Here is a 15130-nt window from a genome sequence, read left to right as displayed (position 1 = left end):
TTTTTCACTCCTGAACTATTATTGTTGCAACAAACAAGTTTTTTTCATACTTGTAGGAAACAAACAAGTTGCTGTTGTTTGTTTGAATCTCGTTGATGTTTTTAAGACCCAATCCAGAATGGTTGTCCTTTGAGGTATATCCTTCGCTTATTAATTGCTGGATAGGTTTTTGTGTCGCAAACATCGTGTTGGAAATGACGAATTTTGTAGCGTCGTCATTTTTCGAAATATTCATCAAAATTCGGCCGTCTTCATGGCCGCAGACCGCCTCGATTGAATTGTCAAGCGTTATCCCGATAACTCGTACAAAGTCAAAAATAGGGATATTGATGTTTTCGATTATTTGAGGACAGGAGAATTCAGCAATGATTTTCTGTTCTCGCATATCTTGAACCTTTCTGATGAAGATGCTTTTAAGATAGGGATTTTTCAGATTTTCAAAATCGTTGAAACCCCAGATTTGGTTTGACGCAAACTTGATATTAAAGTATTCTTCGAGCTTTAAGACGCCTTCTTTAAATTTCTCTTTGTTTTCAAAATCAGCCAATTCTTTTAGACTGAGCAGCATGTTTTGATAATCATGTTTGAATTTTCGAAGTTTTCGCTCCTCTTTTTCAAGTTTTTCGGTATATTTCAATAATCCTTCTATCTCAGTTTGTTTGATTTTTTGCTCATTTAGCTTGTCATGTCGCGACAACTCGAAGTTGAACAAAATGATGACAAAGATGCACTGAATGATTAGAAAAGTGATTATGAGCGGGATAATACGGCCGAATATATTAATTTTATGCGATATAACATCAAGAAAGGTAACTGAAATATAAGCGTATAATGCAACAGTTAAGCTGGCTCTTTTGTACAGTATAGCGCTGTATTTTTTTATTATTTTACCTAAAATGTTATATATAATTAAAGAACTAAACGTTTCAATTATCCATATAATTATCATTAAAAATAAAGGTTTGTTATCATAACTAACAGGGATGTTAGTCAGAACGGATGAACCAATAAGGGTTGACAAGTCAATGATTGAAAAAGAAATCAAGATATTCATAATATTAGTTGATAAATTTTGGGGGTCAATCATTAACGAAAGAAATAGCATTCCTAAAATCATAACGTAATCTGCAATATCATAAAAATATGTATTTGAAATAAATGCAATAGATGACAATACGACATAGCAAAGGGTGAACGTCTTGCTTTTTTTAGATGATATTTTGAAAAAGCAGATTGATGAAAGAAACAAATATATGATATCGCTAAGAATAAAATAATCTGCGCCAAAAGTGTGCATAGTGATTATCTCCAACATATTTTTTTAAAAGGATTATATAGTCAATAGCTTTGAGAGTTTTTTGGCTTAGCATGATATAGCCTGTTATGTTGAACCTTGCCCCCTTTATTTTTTTCAATTCCTCTTCGGACAATTTTTTGAGATTATGTTTTGCATTTTCCATGATATGTGCCTCTTTGATAAGTTTTTACATTTTCAAATATAGCACCAAAAAATCATGAATGGTAGAAAAAGTCGCCAGCGGTTGTTTTAGTGTAATGAACGGCCAATTTTGCCGTTTACGAATTCAAATTGACCATTTGTGATTAAAAAGCCAAAAAATGCACAGCGAATGCTATGATGATGTTGTTGATCAAATGGTCAGCAAATTAAACAAAGCGAGGCAGAAATTATGAGACAACTTTCCGAAAAAGAACTCAAGAAGATTATGGGCGGCAAGTATTATGGAAACGGCGTTTACTGCGGCAAGCACAAGTGCCGCGTGGACTGGGGACAGGCATGGGGATGCAGTGTCAACAGATGGGGCGCCGCAGTAGGAACCGGCGGCAAGGCTACAATCGGCCATTGCTAGGTTCCGGGCGGGGTTATTGATTATGCATGTCAGAAAGCGTATTATATTGTTGGTACTGTTTAGCGCCTTAGCTGCATTTTCAGCACTGAATTTTACAAGAGTGTCAGCAGACGTGATGACGAACGTCGATGCGGGTGAATATCGTGCCAACATTACAGGAACGATTCCAATGGGCGTAAGGGAACTTGAGAATGGAATCGAAAGCAGGAGGACCTTCGTGGTCTTCTTCGGACGTGAAAGCTGTCCGTATTGCAGGGAGTTTTCCAGAACTCTGAGGACGTTTCTTGATGAGACCGGAGTTCCTGTGGGCTATTTTGACACTTCGAAGGTTTCGCCACAGGATGTTGACGGGAAGTTTCTTGACATGATGAACAACGTCATCGGACTTCAGTACACGCCGACCGTTGTCCTGATCAAGCACGGGAAGGTCGTGCACCGGTACGTCGGACCGGATGCAACGCTTGAAAGACTCATGACGCTTACTAAGTACAGATATCAATGAAAAGGAAGTAATTCTGATGAATGAGAAGCAGGAACTTGCTCTTGCTTTGGAACGTTTTGCCAAAGCATGCCAAAATGATTACGTCAACGAAGCCGTCAACAAGACGGCAGTCAATCTGAAGAAAAATGAAAATGTCGCCCAGGAGGCAAAGTGGGCATATCAGCGCCTGAACCAGGTGATGCTTGCGGAACATCTCAAATTGGATGACGAAGCTAAGGAAGCACTTGCGACAATCAAGAAGATTGCCGGATCTGACGGTGCTTTTGGCGGATTGAACACGTTGAACGCAACGAACGTTTGGTGAAAAAAATGAGGCTGGAAAAATATGCCTTAAATAAAAAACCGGATGATTTGCAATTAATTACAAATCTGATCCGGTTTTTTTTATTATGAATGACAATCTCCTGGTATGATGGAAATAAGTAAAAAAGTCTACGGCCCAAAAGCGGACGTTGTATGTAACCGAGGACTGCCATTTACGGGCAAATCCTAGAAATCGCCGTTTTGCCCGTAACCGAGGACTGCCATTTACGGGCAAATCCTAGAAATCGTCGTTTTGCCCGTAACCGAGGACTGCCATTTACGGGCAAATCCTAGAAATCGCCGTTTTGCCCGTAACCGAGGACTGCCATTTACGGGCAAATCCTAGAAATCGCCGTTTTGCCCGTAACCGAGGATTGACATTTACGGGCAAATCCTAGAAATCGTCGTTTTGCCCGTAACCTAGGATTGCCATTTACGGGCAAATCCTAGAAATCGCCGTTTTGCCCGTAACCTAGGACTTGACATTTACGGGCAAATCCTAGAAATCGTCGTTTTGCCCGTAACCGAGGACTTGCCATTTACGGGCAGATCTCAAAAAACGGCATTTTGCCCGTAAGTAGGTCTTGGCAGGCAATGCCGCAGTCCGTTTCATCAACTTGTGGAATATAAGGGTATTTTTTACTGAATATCATTGCAATATTTCTCCATTGTTTTCTTGACATTTTTGCGTTACTGCGTGAAACGTCGACCGAAATGCCATTTTCAAAGAAAATCTTTCTTTTTTGTGAATCAAAACTGACGATGAGTTTAAGTTTCCCCCAGTACCTCTATAAGAGTATTTGCATCAGAAAATTTTGAAGTAATTTCGCCTGTTTTTCTTGTTTCAAAAAAAGACATTGGCAATTTGATTATGTACCCCCAATATTTCAAAACGATTGATTTGGAAAGTGGATTACTAAGTTTTAATGGATACAGAAAATCTGATGAAAAAAATTAAAAAACAATTGACAATTGGTGATAACGGTATTAAACTAACATACATAAAAACAAACGGAAAACATGATGAAGAGCAGAGTAGGTTTGCGGACGCTTGAAGAGAGCCCCTGGTTGGTGTGAAGAGGCAGTACGAAGCAGACTGAAGATGGGCTTGGAATGGTATCGGTGAGCGAGGTGAGCCGATAACGTGGTTGCGGACGTTACCACCGCAAGACTTTACGCATGTGCGCAGTGTGTCGAAGTTTTTGAGGCAGCATCTGAGAAGATGTTGCGAATTAAGGTGGTAACACGGTCTTGGTACCCGTCCTTTTTTGGAGGACGGGTACTTTTTGTTTATCCGTATTAATTGAAAGAGGAGAAGATGTCTTATGAAAAAGAACGTAATTAAATCAATCTTAGGCTTTTCAGCCGTTTTGTTGTTTGCCGGTACGGTGCTTTCAGGTTGCGGCAAAAAGGATTCAAAGGAACTGAGCAAAAAGGAAATTACGGTTGGCGTAACTGCAGGACCTCATCAACAGATCATGGAAGAAGTCGCAAAACAAGCCAAAAAAGACGGCTTAAACATCAAGATAAAGTCGTTCACGGACTACAATACGCCGAATTCGGCCTTGAGTTCAGGTGACCTTGACGCAAACAGCTATCAGACGATTCCGTTTCTGAAGGATCAGATCAAGAACAAGGGCTACAAGTTCGATCAGGCGTTCAAGACGGTGGCATATCCGATGGGTGTCTACTCAAAGAAAATCAAGAATCTGAAGGATTTGAAGGACGGCGATTCGATTGCTGTTCCAAATGATGCAAGCAACGAAACGCGCGGACTGCAGCTGTTCGAAAAGGCAGGCATCATCAAGCTTAAGAAAGGCGCCGGGCAGACGGCAACTAAAAAGGATGTAGTCTCAAATCCCAAGCATTTGAAGATTGTTGAACTTGAGGCTTCGCAGCTTCCAAAGCAGCTCGGTGAAGTAAATGCGGCGGCAATCAATACGAACTTTGCAATGGGTGCCGGACTTTCAATCAACGAAAATGCCATTTTCCATGAACCGTTGAAGAACAACCCGTACCCAAACGTTTTTGTCGTTCAATCAGGACACAAGAACGATGCGGTCATAAAGAAGATCGACAAGTACTATCACTCAAAGCAGACCGCTGCATTCATCAAGAAGGAATTCAAGGGTTCGGTAGTGCTTTCATCAAGCAAGTAAGAAGCAGGCAGCAGTAAGGAGCGATTTTAATGATTGAAATCAAGAACGTCACTAAAATTTACAAGGATAAGGAACGGGAAGTCAAGGCCGTGGACGACGTTTCTTTAAACATCAAGGAAGGAGAAATCTTTGGCGTCATTGGCTATTCGGGTGCCGGGAAAAGCACGTTGATTCGCATGATCAACGGACTTGAAGTTCCGACGACGGGAGAAGTCATCGTTGACGGCGAAAAGATCGATCCGACGGACAAGAAGAAACTGCAGCGGCAACGGTCAAGAATAGGAATGATTTTCCAAGGATACAATCTTTTAAAAACGGCGACGGTTCTTGAAAACGTGATGCTGCCGTTAAAGCTTGAAGGACTTGAAAAAGAACTTGCCGAACAGCGATCGGAAAAGTATCTCAGAATCGTGGATTTGTGGGAACAAAAAGATCGCTATCCGGCAGAACTTTCAGGCGGTCAAAGGCAGCGCGTCGCAATCGCGCGTGCTTTGGCACATGAGCCGAAGATTTTATTGTCCGATGAGGCAACGAGTGCGCTTGATCCTGAAACGACGGAATCGATTTTAAAACTGCTGCTCAAAATCAATCAGGAACTGCATATCACGATCTTTTTGATTACGCATGAACTGGACGTCATTCAACGCGTCTGTGACCGCGTGGCCGTTTTGGCGAAGGGGAAGCTGATTGAACAGGGCAATGTACTGGATGTTTTTACAAATCCAGAAAAGGAAGCTACGAAGAAGTTCATCGGCATCACGGACACAATGGGTGTTCCGCTTGAAATTCTCAAACCGTATACGACAAACGGACAGCTTGTTGTCTTGAAGTTTATCGGTCAAACGGCCAATGAACCGATTATTGCCGATCTTTCGGCAAAATACGGCGTGTCGCCCAACATTCTCGGCGGCGGAATCGGTTATCTCAAGAAGAAGGCCTACGGACGTCTGCTGGTTCATTTTGATTTTCAAAGCGAAAAAGAGTTTGACGATGCAATGGCAGGTCTGCGGACTCAGGATATTTATTACGAAAGGGTTGAGATTTAATGTCTTTTATCAATGAATGGGGTCCGACGATTTGGACCGGATTTTTAGAAACGCTGACGATGACGTCGATTACTCTGGTCATCTCAGTAATTTTGGGCATCCCTCTTGGGGTTTTGCTTGTCAACTCAAGCAATCAGGGACTTCATCCGAACAAGTCGCTTTATACGGTCGTCAACTGGTTGGTGAATATTTTCCGTTCGTTGCCTTTCATTATCCTGCTGTTTTTGATTTTGCCTCTTACAAAAATCATTGCCGGTACGACGATCGGAATCCGCGGGGTGATTTTGCCGCTTGTCTTCTATTGTGTTCCGTACCTGGCTCGTTTGGTCGAATCTTCAATTCTTGAAGTCGATTCCGGGATTATTGAAGCATATCAGTCAATGGGCATTTCCAACGGAAAAATCATCGTCAACGTCGTCTTGAGAGAAGCGCGATCAGGTCTTGTTCGCGGGTTGACGATTACGACGATCGGGCTTGTCGGCGCAACCGCAATGGCAGGTCTGGTCGGTGCCGGCGGCTTGGGCGACATTGCCTATCAGTACGGATTCCAACGCTACCAACCGTCAGTCATGTATGCGACGATCGTTGTTTTGATTGTTTTGGTTCAAATCGTTCAGACTGTGGGCGACATTTGTGCCAAAAAATTGCAGCGTGACTAATTTTACTGTATTTGAAAGAAGGATCATTAAATGGAATTTCCAGAATCAGATTTAATGCAAACATTGCCAAAGCAATTTTTTGCAGCACTTGTTGCCAAGGTTAACAAAAAAATTGCCGAAGGATACGACGTCATCAATCTCGGCCAGGGCAATCCTGACCAGCCGACGTTCGACTACATCATTGAAGGATTGAAAGAAGCGGCGGAAAGACCAGTCAACAACAAGTACTCGCAGTTTCGCGGCCAGCCGACTTTCAAGAAAGCCTGTGCAGCGTTTTATCAGGAGAAATACGGCGTCGAACTCGACAGCGAAAAGGAAATCTGCGTTCTCGGCGGTTCCAAAATCGGGCTGGTCGAACTGCCGTGGGCTTTGATGAATCCGGGCGACACGATTATTTTGCCCGATCCAGGCTATCCTGACTACCTTTCAGGCGTTGCGCTCGGTCAGGTCAAGCTTGAAACGGTGCCGTTGAAGGCTGAAAACGACTTCTTGCCGGATTATGACGATATTCCGGAAGATGTTGCCAAAAAAGCCAAGTTCATCTATCTCAACTATCCGAATAATCCGACCGGTGCCGTTGCGACGCGCGAGTTTTGGGAGAAGACGGTTGCTTTTGCTAAAAAATACAATGTCGGCGTCGTCAGCGACTTTGCATACGGTGCGCTCGGCTTTGACGGCTATAAAAATCCGAGTTTCCTTGAAACTCCTGGTGCAAAGGACGTCGGGATCGAACTTTACACGTTCTCAAAGACGTTTAACATGGCCGGTTGGCGCCTGGCCTTTGCTGCCGGCAATCAGGAGATGATTGAAGCTTTGAACCTCATTCAGGACCACCTTTTCGTCAGCGTCTATCCGGCAGTCCAGGATGCCGGTATCGTGGCCCTGGAGTCTTCGGAGCGCGACCCTGAAATTGTAAAGCTCGTTGCTCTTTACCAGAGCCGCCGTGACGCATTCGTCAATGCAGCTGAAAAAATCGGCTGGCATGCGTTTAAGTCGGGAGGGACCTTCTACGCCTGGATGCCCGTTCCGAAGGGATATACCAGTGAACAGTTCGCCGATGTCCTGCTGAACGAAGCACATGTGGCCGTTGCGCCAGGCAAGGGCTTCGGTGAGGCAGGCGACGGGTACGTTCGCATCGGCTTGCTCGTTTCGCCCGAAAGACTGGTTGAGGCAGTGGAACGAATCGATAAGCTGAATTTATTTGAGAGAAAATAGGAAAATGGAATGGAGGCTTGGAAAAGTCTCTTTTCTCTCTTGAATTAAACGAAAAGTCGAACGAAGGCGGTCTTGTTGCAGCTGACTTCGTCCGGCTTTTTTAATTTCCGATGAATAAAAGCCACTTTCTTCAAGCAGCGGCACTGCTCAACCAATCTTAGCCAAGATCTCACTCAAATTTACGGACAAACGGCCATTTTTGCCCATTTTGTCCGTAATCGCCTTTCTTCGAGCAGGTCATTTACGGACAGAAGACCCATTTCCATCGATTTTTCCGTAAACGGCATTATTTTGACAAATGCAGCGCTTGATATATCGGTTATGCCCGTATAATGGTGTAAATTGATAAAAAAAAGAGAGCCAAGTGCTCAGCTCCCAGGTATAATTAAATCAACAAACAACAATAATACTAGGAGGATGAACAAATGGCCCAATTAAATATTACCTTAAATCAAGAGGAAATTCTACAACTTCTTTCAAAGGATCACAATCAGGCATTTCGCGAACTGCTGCGTAAAAGTCTCAATAGTATTCTGATGGCGGAATCCACTGCTCAACTCAAGGCTGAGCCTTACGAACGGTCAGAAGAACGCACGGACAGCCGCAACGGCACTCGAGAACGCGAGCTCAAGACACGGATAGGCAAAATCACCTTAACCGTGCCGAGACATCGCAATGTTCCTTTTAAGACTCTTGTTTTCGAGAACTATTCCCGAAGCGAAGCTGCCTTGATCGCCAGTATGGCGGAGATGGTTGTCAGCGGAGTAGCGACGCGTAAAGTGTCGAATATCATGGAAACTTTGTGCGGAACGACATTTTCTAAGTCCTCAGTTTCAGAAGTATGCAAGGATCTGATTGAAAAGGTCAATGAGTTCAAGGACAGACCCTTGACCGGAGACTACCCTTTTTTAATAGTGGATGCAACCTACTTCAAGGTCAGGGACAAACACAGAATTGTTTCCAAAGCGTTTATGATCGCTTATGGTACGAATCAGGAAGGACATCGTGAAATCCTTGGATTTGAAGTATATGACAACGAATCCAAAGAAACTTGGAATTCCTTTCTCCAAAAACTGAAAAAACGTGGCCTCCAAGGGCTTTTGATGATCACTTCTGATGCTCATGAAGGTATTCAGGATGCCGTCAGTAAGGTATTTCCTGAGGTTCCATGGCAAAGGTGCCAGTTTCATTTTGCCAGGAACATTTCGGGAAAATCACCAAAAAAATATCAGGCAGGCATCAGAGCCGAACTTCAGGAAATGTGGAACTGCGAAACTATAGAAGATGCACGTAAAAAACGTGATGAAATCATCGCTGATTACAGAGATGTTGCTGAATCTGCCATGTCATGCCTCGATGAAGGCTTTGAAAGTGCCATGACCGTCATGGCGCTTCCTAAGAATTTGCGGAGATATTTCAGAACATCAAACCATATAGAACGACTGAACAAAGAGCTGAAGCGACGTTCTTCCGTCATCGGAATCTTCCCAAACGAGAACTCGCTGATGCGGCTGATGGGTTCCGTTCTGTTGGAAAGAAACGATGTCGTTAGCTCCAAGAAAGCCATATTCAGTCCGGCAACCTACGCAAAAATGATCAAGTCTAAGACGGTTGCTGAACTAAAAGAATTGGCAGAGGAACAACAAAAACTAAGAGCTGCGTAAGGTGTATCACTCTTTCCGGAGCTGTCAAGGGAACCTTTTCGAGGTGCGCAGATGGCGCACCCTTGACAGCTCCTTCAAGAGTGATAGTGGACAGACATGGATGCATTCGCATCCCCTGCACAACTTGTGCCTGGGAAAAAATATTTTACACACAAATTAGGACTTGACTGATAAATCAACGTGCCAAGCTATTTTGGGTTATTTCCATCATGGAAGGCGGTTGTCACGTATACGCAAAAACCGGATCAAATTTGCAATCAATCGCAAATCTGATCCGGTTTCTCGATTTGAGGCAGAGTTTTTTCCGACCTCTTTTTTGTGCCTTGAGCTGAAGTTTGTAATGAAAAATGCAGCGCTTTCACAAAATGTTAACTTAACTGTTACATGACCGTTACGTTAAACTGATTATTCCCTTACATTCATCAGATAAGATTTACCCATAAACACATAGGGGTGAGCTTTAAATGACAATTGAACTGAAAAACATCGGCAAGAGTTACGATGGCAACTCTTGGACTTTGAACGGTATCACGACGGAAATCGAATCCGGTGAATTCTTTGCGATCGTTGGTCCGTCCGGATGCGGCAAGAGTACGCTTTTGAGAATGATTGCAGGATTGATTTCGATTTCTGAAGGCGAAATTGAAATTGACGGCAAAGACGTTACGAATTTGCCTCCGCAAGATCGCAACCTGACAATGGTTTTCCAAAATTATGCGTTGTTCCCGTTTTTAAGCGTGCGAGACAACGTTGCTTTCGGACTCAAGGAACACAAAATGGATGCGGAAGAAATCAAGCGCCGCGTTGACGAAGCATTGGACATGGTCAATCTGACCGAGTACGGCGACCGCAAGCCACGCGACCTTTCAGGCGGTCAGCGCCAACGCGTGGCCGTTGCGCGCGCGATTGCGAGCGATGCAGAAATTTGCCTGATGGACGAGCCGTTGTCAAACCTTGATGCGCAGCTTCGCGGCAAGATGCGTTCCGAAATTCGCATGCTGCAGCAAAAACTTGGCCTGACCATGATTTACGTAACGCATGATCAAGTCGAAGCCATGACGATGGCCGATCGCATCATGGTTTTGCACGACAGCAAGATTCAGCAAATCGGCACTCCGCTTGAAATCTATAATCATCCGGCAAATACGTTCGTTGCCGAATTTTTCGGCACGCCGCGCATGAATCTGCTTGAAGCGACGTATGACGCTCGTTTGAATAAGCTGGTCGTTGATGAAAGTTTGGAATTTGACTGCGAAGACGGCATGGATCGCGATGATTACATCGTCGGCGTTCGCCCTTCTGGATTTTCCGTTGAAAAAGCAGCCGGCCGGTCAAATGCCAGAGTCGTCAATGCTGAATATCTCGGCAACATGTCGATTGTTGAGCTTGAACTTGACGGCGGTGACGAAATCAGAGTGACAGTTGATGACGACATGAATCATGACTGGATGATCAATCAGCGCATGCTCGTCAAGCCGCAGGGGATTTTCTACATCTTTGACAAAACAGGGAAATTATTCGCAAAGGGAGGTTCTTCAAATGGAACAAGTCGATCAGAAGAAGAGTTTGTCGCAACAGCTGCACGATAAGGCTTCAAAAATCAGCATCGGGTACGATATCGAGGCACATGACAAGCATTATGCGCTGCTTTTTCTTGGACCTTCCCTCTTGATTTTATCGGTCTTTGTTTTTTATCCGATGATCAAGACGGTTTGGATGAGCTTCTTTTTGACGAACAGTTTGGGCAAGCCGACCGTATTCGTCGGGTTGCAGAATTATATAGATCTGTTTACGTCAAGTGCTTATCTTAACAGCATGAAAGCCACGTTCATTTACGTTTTGTTCGTGTCGATTCTGACGATTGTCTTGGGATTGCTTTTGGCACAAACCGCAAGTTCCAAACTGAAGGGCATCGGCTTTTTCAGAACCGCCTTTTCTTCCACGATGGGCGTGTCCGTTTCCGTTGCCGCCATTTTTTGGCTGTTCATTTTCAATCCTTCGGTCGGATTAGTGAACAAGATTGCCGAATTTCTCCATCTGCCGGTGGTCAACTGGCTGACTCAGCCTGGCTGGGCAATGTTTGCCATCATTGTTTCGACCGTTTGGATGAATCTCGGGTTTACGTTTTTGATCTTGTTCGGAGCATTGCAGTCGGTGCCGGTGACGCTTTATGAGGCAGCGCGAATTGCTGGTGTTTCCAAGCGTTATCAGTTCTTTAAGATTACGATTCCGATGATTTCGCCAACGCTGTTTTTTGCGGCAATCATTACTTTGATCGATGCTTTCAAAAGTTTCGGACTGATCGACATGATGACGGCCGGCGGACCGAACAACACTACGAATCTTTTGGTCTATCGCATTTATCAAGATGCGTTCTTGAACGGCAACTATGCTCTTGCAAGCACGGAATCGGTTGTTTTGGCAATCATCATCGCCGTCTTTACGCTGATTCAATTTAAATTCCTGGAAAAGAAGGTGACATACTGATGGAAGAAGTAATGTCGAAAAAAGAGCGCATCAGTCGCTACGTGGTTTTATGCCTGCTTTCGGTCTTTATCCTGACGCCATTTGTTCTGGGACTTTGGACGAGTTTCTTGCCGACGGCAGACATTTCGTCAGGCAGCTTGTTCAGCACTCATATTTCGCTTGACAACTACGTCAATGCCATGAAAAACACGGCAATTATCCGCTATTTGCTGAACAGTCTGGTGATTTCGGTTTTAACCACTGCATTTCAATTGATTTTCTGCTCAATGAGTGCCTATGCGTTTGTCTTTTTGAAATTCAGAGGCCGCAATTTCCTGTTCGGCCTGTTCCTTGCCACGATGATGCTGCCGTTTGAAGCAGAAGTCATTCCGAACTTTGCGACGATGCGCCAGCTGAATCTGCTTAACACTTATTCCGTAATGGTCGTGCCGTTTTTGACGTCTGCTTTCGGCACGTTCATGCTGCGGCAAAATTTCAAGCAGATCCCTGCTGAACTGAAGGAAGCTTCCGACGTTTGCGGACTTTCCCATTGGAAATTTTACACGAAAGTCACGTTGCCGTATGCCAAGATCAGTCTGCTGACCCTTGCCTCATACAGTTTTTTGAGCAGTTGGAATCAGTATCTTTGGCCAATGCTGACGACTTTTTCTGACAAATACAGACCGGTGCAGGACGGTTTGCGTCAGTTGCAATCCCAGGAAACGTTCAATGACTGGGGAATGATTCAGGCAAGTGCGGCAATTGTCGTGATTCCGACGCTGATTGTCTTGTTTATTGGTCAAAAGTCGTTTAAATCAGGCATTAATGAAGGGGCGGTCAAATAATGAAGATCAAAAGGATCGCAGTGGCATTGGGCGCTGCATTTTCCATCATGGCGTTTGCGGCAAATCCGGTGAACGTTTCTGCTTCCGAGCGCACGAAAATCGTGTTTTGGCATGAAATGACCGGTCCGGCGCAGGTCGAACTCAAGCGCTTGGTAAACGAATTCAACAAGCATCAGGACAAATATGAAGTTGAAGCGGAATTTGAAGGCGACTATAATGAAGCTGTGCAAAAAATTTTGAACACTCACGGAACGGATGCTTCGCCGGCGGTTTTCCAGGCAATGGATATCTCGAGCGCGCAGATGTACTACAGCAAGCATACGACGCCGGTTCAAAAGTTCATTGACGAGGACGGTTATGACGTCAGTCAGATTTCATCAGTGGCACGTGCCTTTTACTCAAAGGACGGCAAGCAGCTTTCGATGCCGTTCAACTCTTCGCAGCCCGTGCTCTACTATAACAAGACGCTGCTTAAAAAGCTCGGCATCACGCCGCCTCCGCTTGATCCGTCATATTCTGACGTCACGCGCGTTGCAAACAAAATCTATAAGAAATCAAATCATAAGATCAAGGGCATGAGCATCGAAATCTACGGCTGGTTCTTCGAACAGTTCTTGGCAAATGCAGGGGCGTGCATGGCAAACAAAGCTGATGGCCATAACGGCGTTCCGACTGCGGTTGATTTCACGTCAAGCACTGCCGTCAACACGATGAAGTGGATTCAAAAAGGACTCAAGCAGGGCAGTTTCATGAACTACGGCGCCGGGTCAAATGCCGGAACGAACGAAACGGCGGCATTTTTGTCACGGCGTTTAGGTATGTTTTTGCAATCGTCCGGGTCGATCACGCAGCTGACAACGGGAACGAAGGATGAAATCGGCGTTTGCTACTATCCGCATGAAGACGGCAAAAAAGCCAACGGAGTCTCCATTGGCGGGGCTTCGCTCTGGATTTCAAATGACAAGTCCAAAGATGTTCAACGCGGCGCCTGGGAACTCGTCAAATATCTCTTGACGCCAGAATCACAGGCAAGCTGGCAGGCGCAAACCGGATATCTTGCCTTGAACAAGAAATCGGCAGATCAGGATGTTTTGAAGAAGCTTTACAAGAAGATGTCGCAGGCAAAGATCCCGAGTCAGCAGCTTAACCGTACGATGCCAAACAAGGCAAACTCCGGCATTTTCATGCAGAATTTGGTTCAGAACCGTCTGTTGATTCAAACCGCAATGGAACAGATTTATGACGGAAAAGATGCCAAAACTGCCTTGACTGAGGCGCAGACTTCAATGAACAAATACGTTGCATCAAATAACAAGGCTAACGGCTTTGACAAGTAAGAAGGGTTTTTATGAAAATTGAAACGAAAATTTTTGGACACCGCGGCTATCCCGCAAAATTTGCGGAAAACTCGCTTGAAGGTTTTGAATACGCCTTGGAAAACGGTGCTGACGGAATCGAATTTGACGTTCACTTGACAAGGGATCAGGTTCCGGTCGTGATGCACGATGAAAAAATCAACCGCACCACCGACGGCAAGGGAAACATCAAGGATTACACGCATGAGGAGCTGCAGCAGTTTCATCTGGAAAACGGCGAAACGATTCCGGATTTAAAGGACGTGTTTGAGTTGATTGAAAAACATGATGCTTTGGCAAACCTTGAATTCAAGACGGACAAATACGAGTACCGGGGGATTGAGGAGATCGTTCTCAACATGGCCCGGGAATACGAGTTCAGACATCCGCTCATCTATTCATCGTTTAATCTGCAGACAATGCTGAGATGCCTTGCGATTGATAAAGATCTTGATTGCAACTGGCTTGTGTACAGGAAAATTGCCGACCCGGAAAAAGTCGTTTCGGACAACGGACTTTCCGGAATCCATCCCAATGAATATCATGATTTTGACGGCGTTCAGCGCATTTGGACGATTGATGATGAAAAAGAAGCAAAAGAATTGATGGAAAAAAATGTTGCCGGCATTTTCACGAATGATTTTGTTAAAATGAATGAGCTAAGAACAAGGTGTGAAGCCGAGCGGTCATGACCCCGTACGCAACTAAATAATGATAAAAATACGTGCCGTGATGGCACGTATTTTTTATTTTTGGGGAAGTCCGCCAATATTTCACTCAAATTTACGGACAAAATACTCTTTTCGGAACATTTGTCCGTAAAACCGAGGTCAAAATCTTACGGACAAATAGCTGTTTTTTCCTATTTTGTCCGTAATTGACAGTGATTTTGCCAAATGCAGTGCTGCGCGGCAACTGCTCAAGCACTGTACCTGACTTCGATTACGGGCAAAACGTTCTTTTTGGAATTTGCTTGTAATCTGAGATCACACTGCTTTGGCGAAGGTACCCTAATAGAACATTTTTCCGATTTTGGAGGATTTTGTTC

The 15130-nt window shown here is 44.5% G+C and carries 16 protein-coding genes and 1 other annotated feature; of the genes, 13 read left to right on the top strand and 3 right to left on the bottom strand.

Going from position 1 to position 15130, the window contains the following annotated elements:
* Positions 1-4: 4 nt before the first annotated feature.
* Together LRC_RS12055 and LRC_RS08835 are read right to left on the bottom strand one after the other, a co-directional pair.
* Entirely contained in the window at positions 5-637 is a 633-nt protein-coding gene (locus LRC_RS12055) for a GHKL domain-containing protein (RefSeq protein WP_241531279.1), read from the bottom strand.
* Between the two features lie 625 nt (positions 638-1262).
* Entirely contained in the window at positions 1263-1460 is a 198-nt protein-coding gene (locus LRC_RS08835) for a bacteriocin-like protein (RefSeq protein ID WP_041820139.1), read from the bottom strand.
* A 228-nt stretch (positions 1461-1688) separates the two neighbouring features.
* Here LRC_RS08835 and LRC_RS08830 point away from each other — a divergent pair, with 228 nt between their 5' ends.
* Genes LRC_RS08830 through LRC_RS08820 form a run of 3 tightly spaced genes read left to right on the top strand, consistent with a single transcriptional unit; the run spans position 1689 to position 2674 of the window.
* Positions 1689-1868 (top strand): leucocin A/sakacin P family class II bacteriocin, encoded by a 180-nt coding sequence (locus tag LRC_RS08830; RefSeq protein WP_014074090.1) that lies wholly within the window; start codon positions 1689-1691, stop codon positions 1866-1868.
* A gap of 22 nt (positions 1869-1890) precedes the next feature.
* Positions 1891-2370, top strand: a complete 480-nt coding sequence (locus LRC_RS08825; RefSeq protein ID WP_014074089.1) for a PedC/BrcD family bacteriocin maturation disulfide isomerase — start codon at positions 1891-1893, stop codon at positions 2368-2370.
* A gap of 16 nt (positions 2371-2386) precedes the next feature.
* Positions 2387-2674 (top strand): hypothetical protein, encoded by a 288-nt coding sequence (locus tag LRC_RS08820; protein ID WP_014074088.1) that lies wholly within the window; start codon positions 2387-2389, stop codon positions 2672-2674.
* Positions 2675-3441: 767 nt separating this feature from the next.
* Here LRC_RS08820 and LRC_RS12050 read toward each other — a convergent pair.
* Positions 3442-3564, bottom strand: a complete 123-nt coding sequence (locus LRC_RS12050) for an ABC transporter transmembrane domain-containing protein (RefSeq protein WP_338034078.1) — start codon at positions 3562-3564, stop codon at positions 3442-3444.
* Between the two features lie 123 nt (positions 3565-3687).
* Positions 3688-3942: a binding site (T-box leader), on the top strand.
* A 56-nt stretch (positions 3943-3998) separates the two neighbouring features.
* Between LRC_RS12050 and LRC_RS08815 the strand changes: the two genes are divergently transcribed.
* The 10 genes from LRC_RS08815 to LRC_RS08770 all read left to right on the top strand — a co-directional run bounded on the left by LRC_RS08815 (position 3999) and on the right by LRC_RS08770 (position 14774).
* The gene (locus LRC_RS08815; RefSeq protein ID WP_014074086.1) at positions 3999-4832 is read left to right on the top strand and encodes a MetQ/NlpA family ABC transporter substrate-binding protein; all 834 of its coding nucleotides are present in this window, start codon (positions 3999-4001) and stop codon (positions 4830-4832) included.
* A 29-nt stretch (positions 4833-4861) separates the two neighbouring features.
* On the top strand, positions 4862-5878 hold the full coding sequence (locus tag LRC_RS08810; RefSeq protein WP_014074085.1) for a methionine ABC transporter ATP-binding protein: 1017 nt from the start codon (positions 4862-4864) through the stop codon (positions 5876-5878).
* Positions 5878-6537 (top strand): methionine ABC transporter permease, encoded by a 660-nt coding sequence (locus LRC_RS08805; RefSeq protein ID WP_014074084.1) that lies wholly within the window; start codon positions 5878-5880, stop codon positions 6535-6537. Before LRC_RS08810 ends, LRC_RS08805 begins: the two co-directional genes overlap by 1 nt.
* A 30-nt stretch (positions 6538-6567) precedes the next feature.
* Positions 6568-7752 (top strand): pyridoxal phosphate-dependent aminotransferase, encoded by a 1185-nt coding sequence (locus LRC_RS08800; RefSeq protein ID WP_014074083.1) that lies wholly within the window; start codon positions 6568-6570, stop codon positions 7750-7752.
* Between the two features lie 425 nt (positions 7753-8177).
* A complete protein-coding gene (locus tag LRC_RS08795; RefSeq protein ID WP_014074082.1) occupies positions 8178-9416 on the top strand; it encodes an IS256 family transposase in 1239 nt (412 codons plus the stop codon).
* A 464-nt stretch (positions 9417-9880) separates the two neighbouring features.
* On the top strand, positions 9881-11005 hold the full coding sequence (locus LRC_RS08790; RefSeq protein WP_014074081.1) for an ABC transporter ATP-binding protein: 1125 nt from the start codon (positions 9881-9883) through the stop codon (positions 11003-11005).
* Complete coding sequence (locus tag LRC_RS08785; protein ID WP_014074080.1) at positions 10956-11903, top strand: carbohydrate ABC transporter permease; 948 nt, start codon at positions 10956-10958, stop codon at positions 11901-11903. The genes LRC_RS08790 and LRC_RS08785 overlap by 50 nt, the downstream gene beginning before the upstream one ends.
* Complete coding sequence (locus LRC_RS08780; protein WP_014074079.1) at positions 11903-12727, top strand: carbohydrate ABC transporter permease; 825 nt, start codon at positions 11903-11905, stop codon at positions 12725-12727. The genes LRC_RS08785 and LRC_RS08780 overlap by 1 nt, the downstream gene beginning before the upstream one ends.
* Positions 12727-14064, top strand: coding sequence for an ABC transporter substrate-binding protein (locus tag LRC_RS08775; RefSeq protein WP_014074078.1), 1338 nt, complete (start codon positions 12727-12729; stop codon positions 14062-14064). Before LRC_RS08780 ends, LRC_RS08775 begins: the two co-directional genes overlap by 1 nt.
* 11 nt (positions 14065-14075) lie before the next feature.
* Positions 14076-14774, top strand: coding sequence for a glycerophosphodiester phosphodiesterase family protein (locus LRC_RS08770; RefSeq protein WP_014074077.1), 699 nt, complete (start codon positions 14076-14078; stop codon positions 14772-14774).
* Positions 14775-15130 lie beyond the last annotated feature (356 nt).

Origin of the sequence: Ligilactobacillus ruminis ATCC 27782, from assembly GCF_000224985.1 — a bacterium.
Classification (GTDB): Bacteria; Bacillota; Bacilli; order Lactobacillales; family Lactobacillaceae; genus Ligilactobacillus; species Ligilactobacillus ruminis.
The sequence above is the reverse complement of the archived record's forward strand: the minus strand, read 5'-3'. Positions and strand labels throughout refer to the sequence as shown.

Excerpts from the sequence above, each read along its gene's own strand:
- LRC_RS08835 (WP_041820139.1), bottom strand. The coding sequence starts at position 1,460 with ATGGAAAATGCAAAACATAATCTCAAAAAATTGTCCGAAGAGGAATTG.
- LRC_RS08830 (WP_014074090.1), top strand. The coding sequence starts at position 1,689 with ATGAGACAACTTTCCGAAAAAGAACTCAAGAAGATTATGGGCGGCAAG.
- LRC_RS08825 (WP_014074089.1), top strand. The coding sequence starts at position 1,891 with ATGCATGTCAGAAAGCGTATTATATTGTTGGTACTGTTTAGCGCCTTA.
- LRC_RS08820 (WP_014074088.1), top strand. The coding sequence starts at position 2,387 with ATGAATGAGAAGCAGGAACTTGCTCTTGCTTTGGAACGTTTTGCCAAA.
- LRC_RS08815 (WP_014074086.1), top strand. The coding sequence starts at position 3,999 with ATGAAAAAGAACGTAATTAAATCAATCTTAGGCTTTTCAGCCGTTTTG.
- LRC_RS08810 (WP_014074085.1), top strand. The coding sequence starts at position 4,862 with ATGATTGAAATCAAGAACGTCACTAAAATTTACAAGGATAAGGAACGG.
- LRC_RS08805 (WP_014074084.1), top strand. The coding sequence starts at position 5,878 with ATGTCTTTTATCAATGAATGGGGTCCGACGATTTGGACCGGATTTTTA.
- LRC_RS08800 (WP_014074083.1), top strand. The coding sequence starts at position 6,568 with ATGGAATTTCCAGAATCAGATTTAATGCAAACATTGCCAAAGCAATTT.
- LRC_RS08795 (WP_014074082.1), top strand. The coding sequence starts at position 8,178 with ATGGCCCAATTAAATATTACCTTAAATCAAGAGGAAATTCTACAACTT.
- LRC_RS08790 (WP_014074081.1), top strand. The coding sequence starts at position 9,881 with ATGACAATTGAACTGAAAAACATCGGCAAGAGTTACGATGGCAACTCT.
- LRC_RS08785 (WP_014074080.1), top strand. The coding sequence starts at position 10,956 with ATGGAACAAGTCGATCAGAAGAAGAGTTTGTCGCAACAGCTGCACGAT.
- LRC_RS08780 (WP_014074079.1), top strand. The coding sequence starts at position 11,903 with ATGGAAGAAGTAATGTCGAAAAAAGAGCGCATCAGTCGCTACGTGGTT.
- LRC_RS08775 (WP_014074078.1), top strand. The coding sequence starts at position 12,727 with ATGAAGATCAAAAGGATCGCAGTGGCATTGGGCGCTGCATTTTCCATC.
- LRC_RS08770 (WP_014074077.1), top strand. The coding sequence starts at position 14,076 with ATGAAAATTGAAACGAAAATTTTTGGACACCGCGGCTATCCCGCAAAA.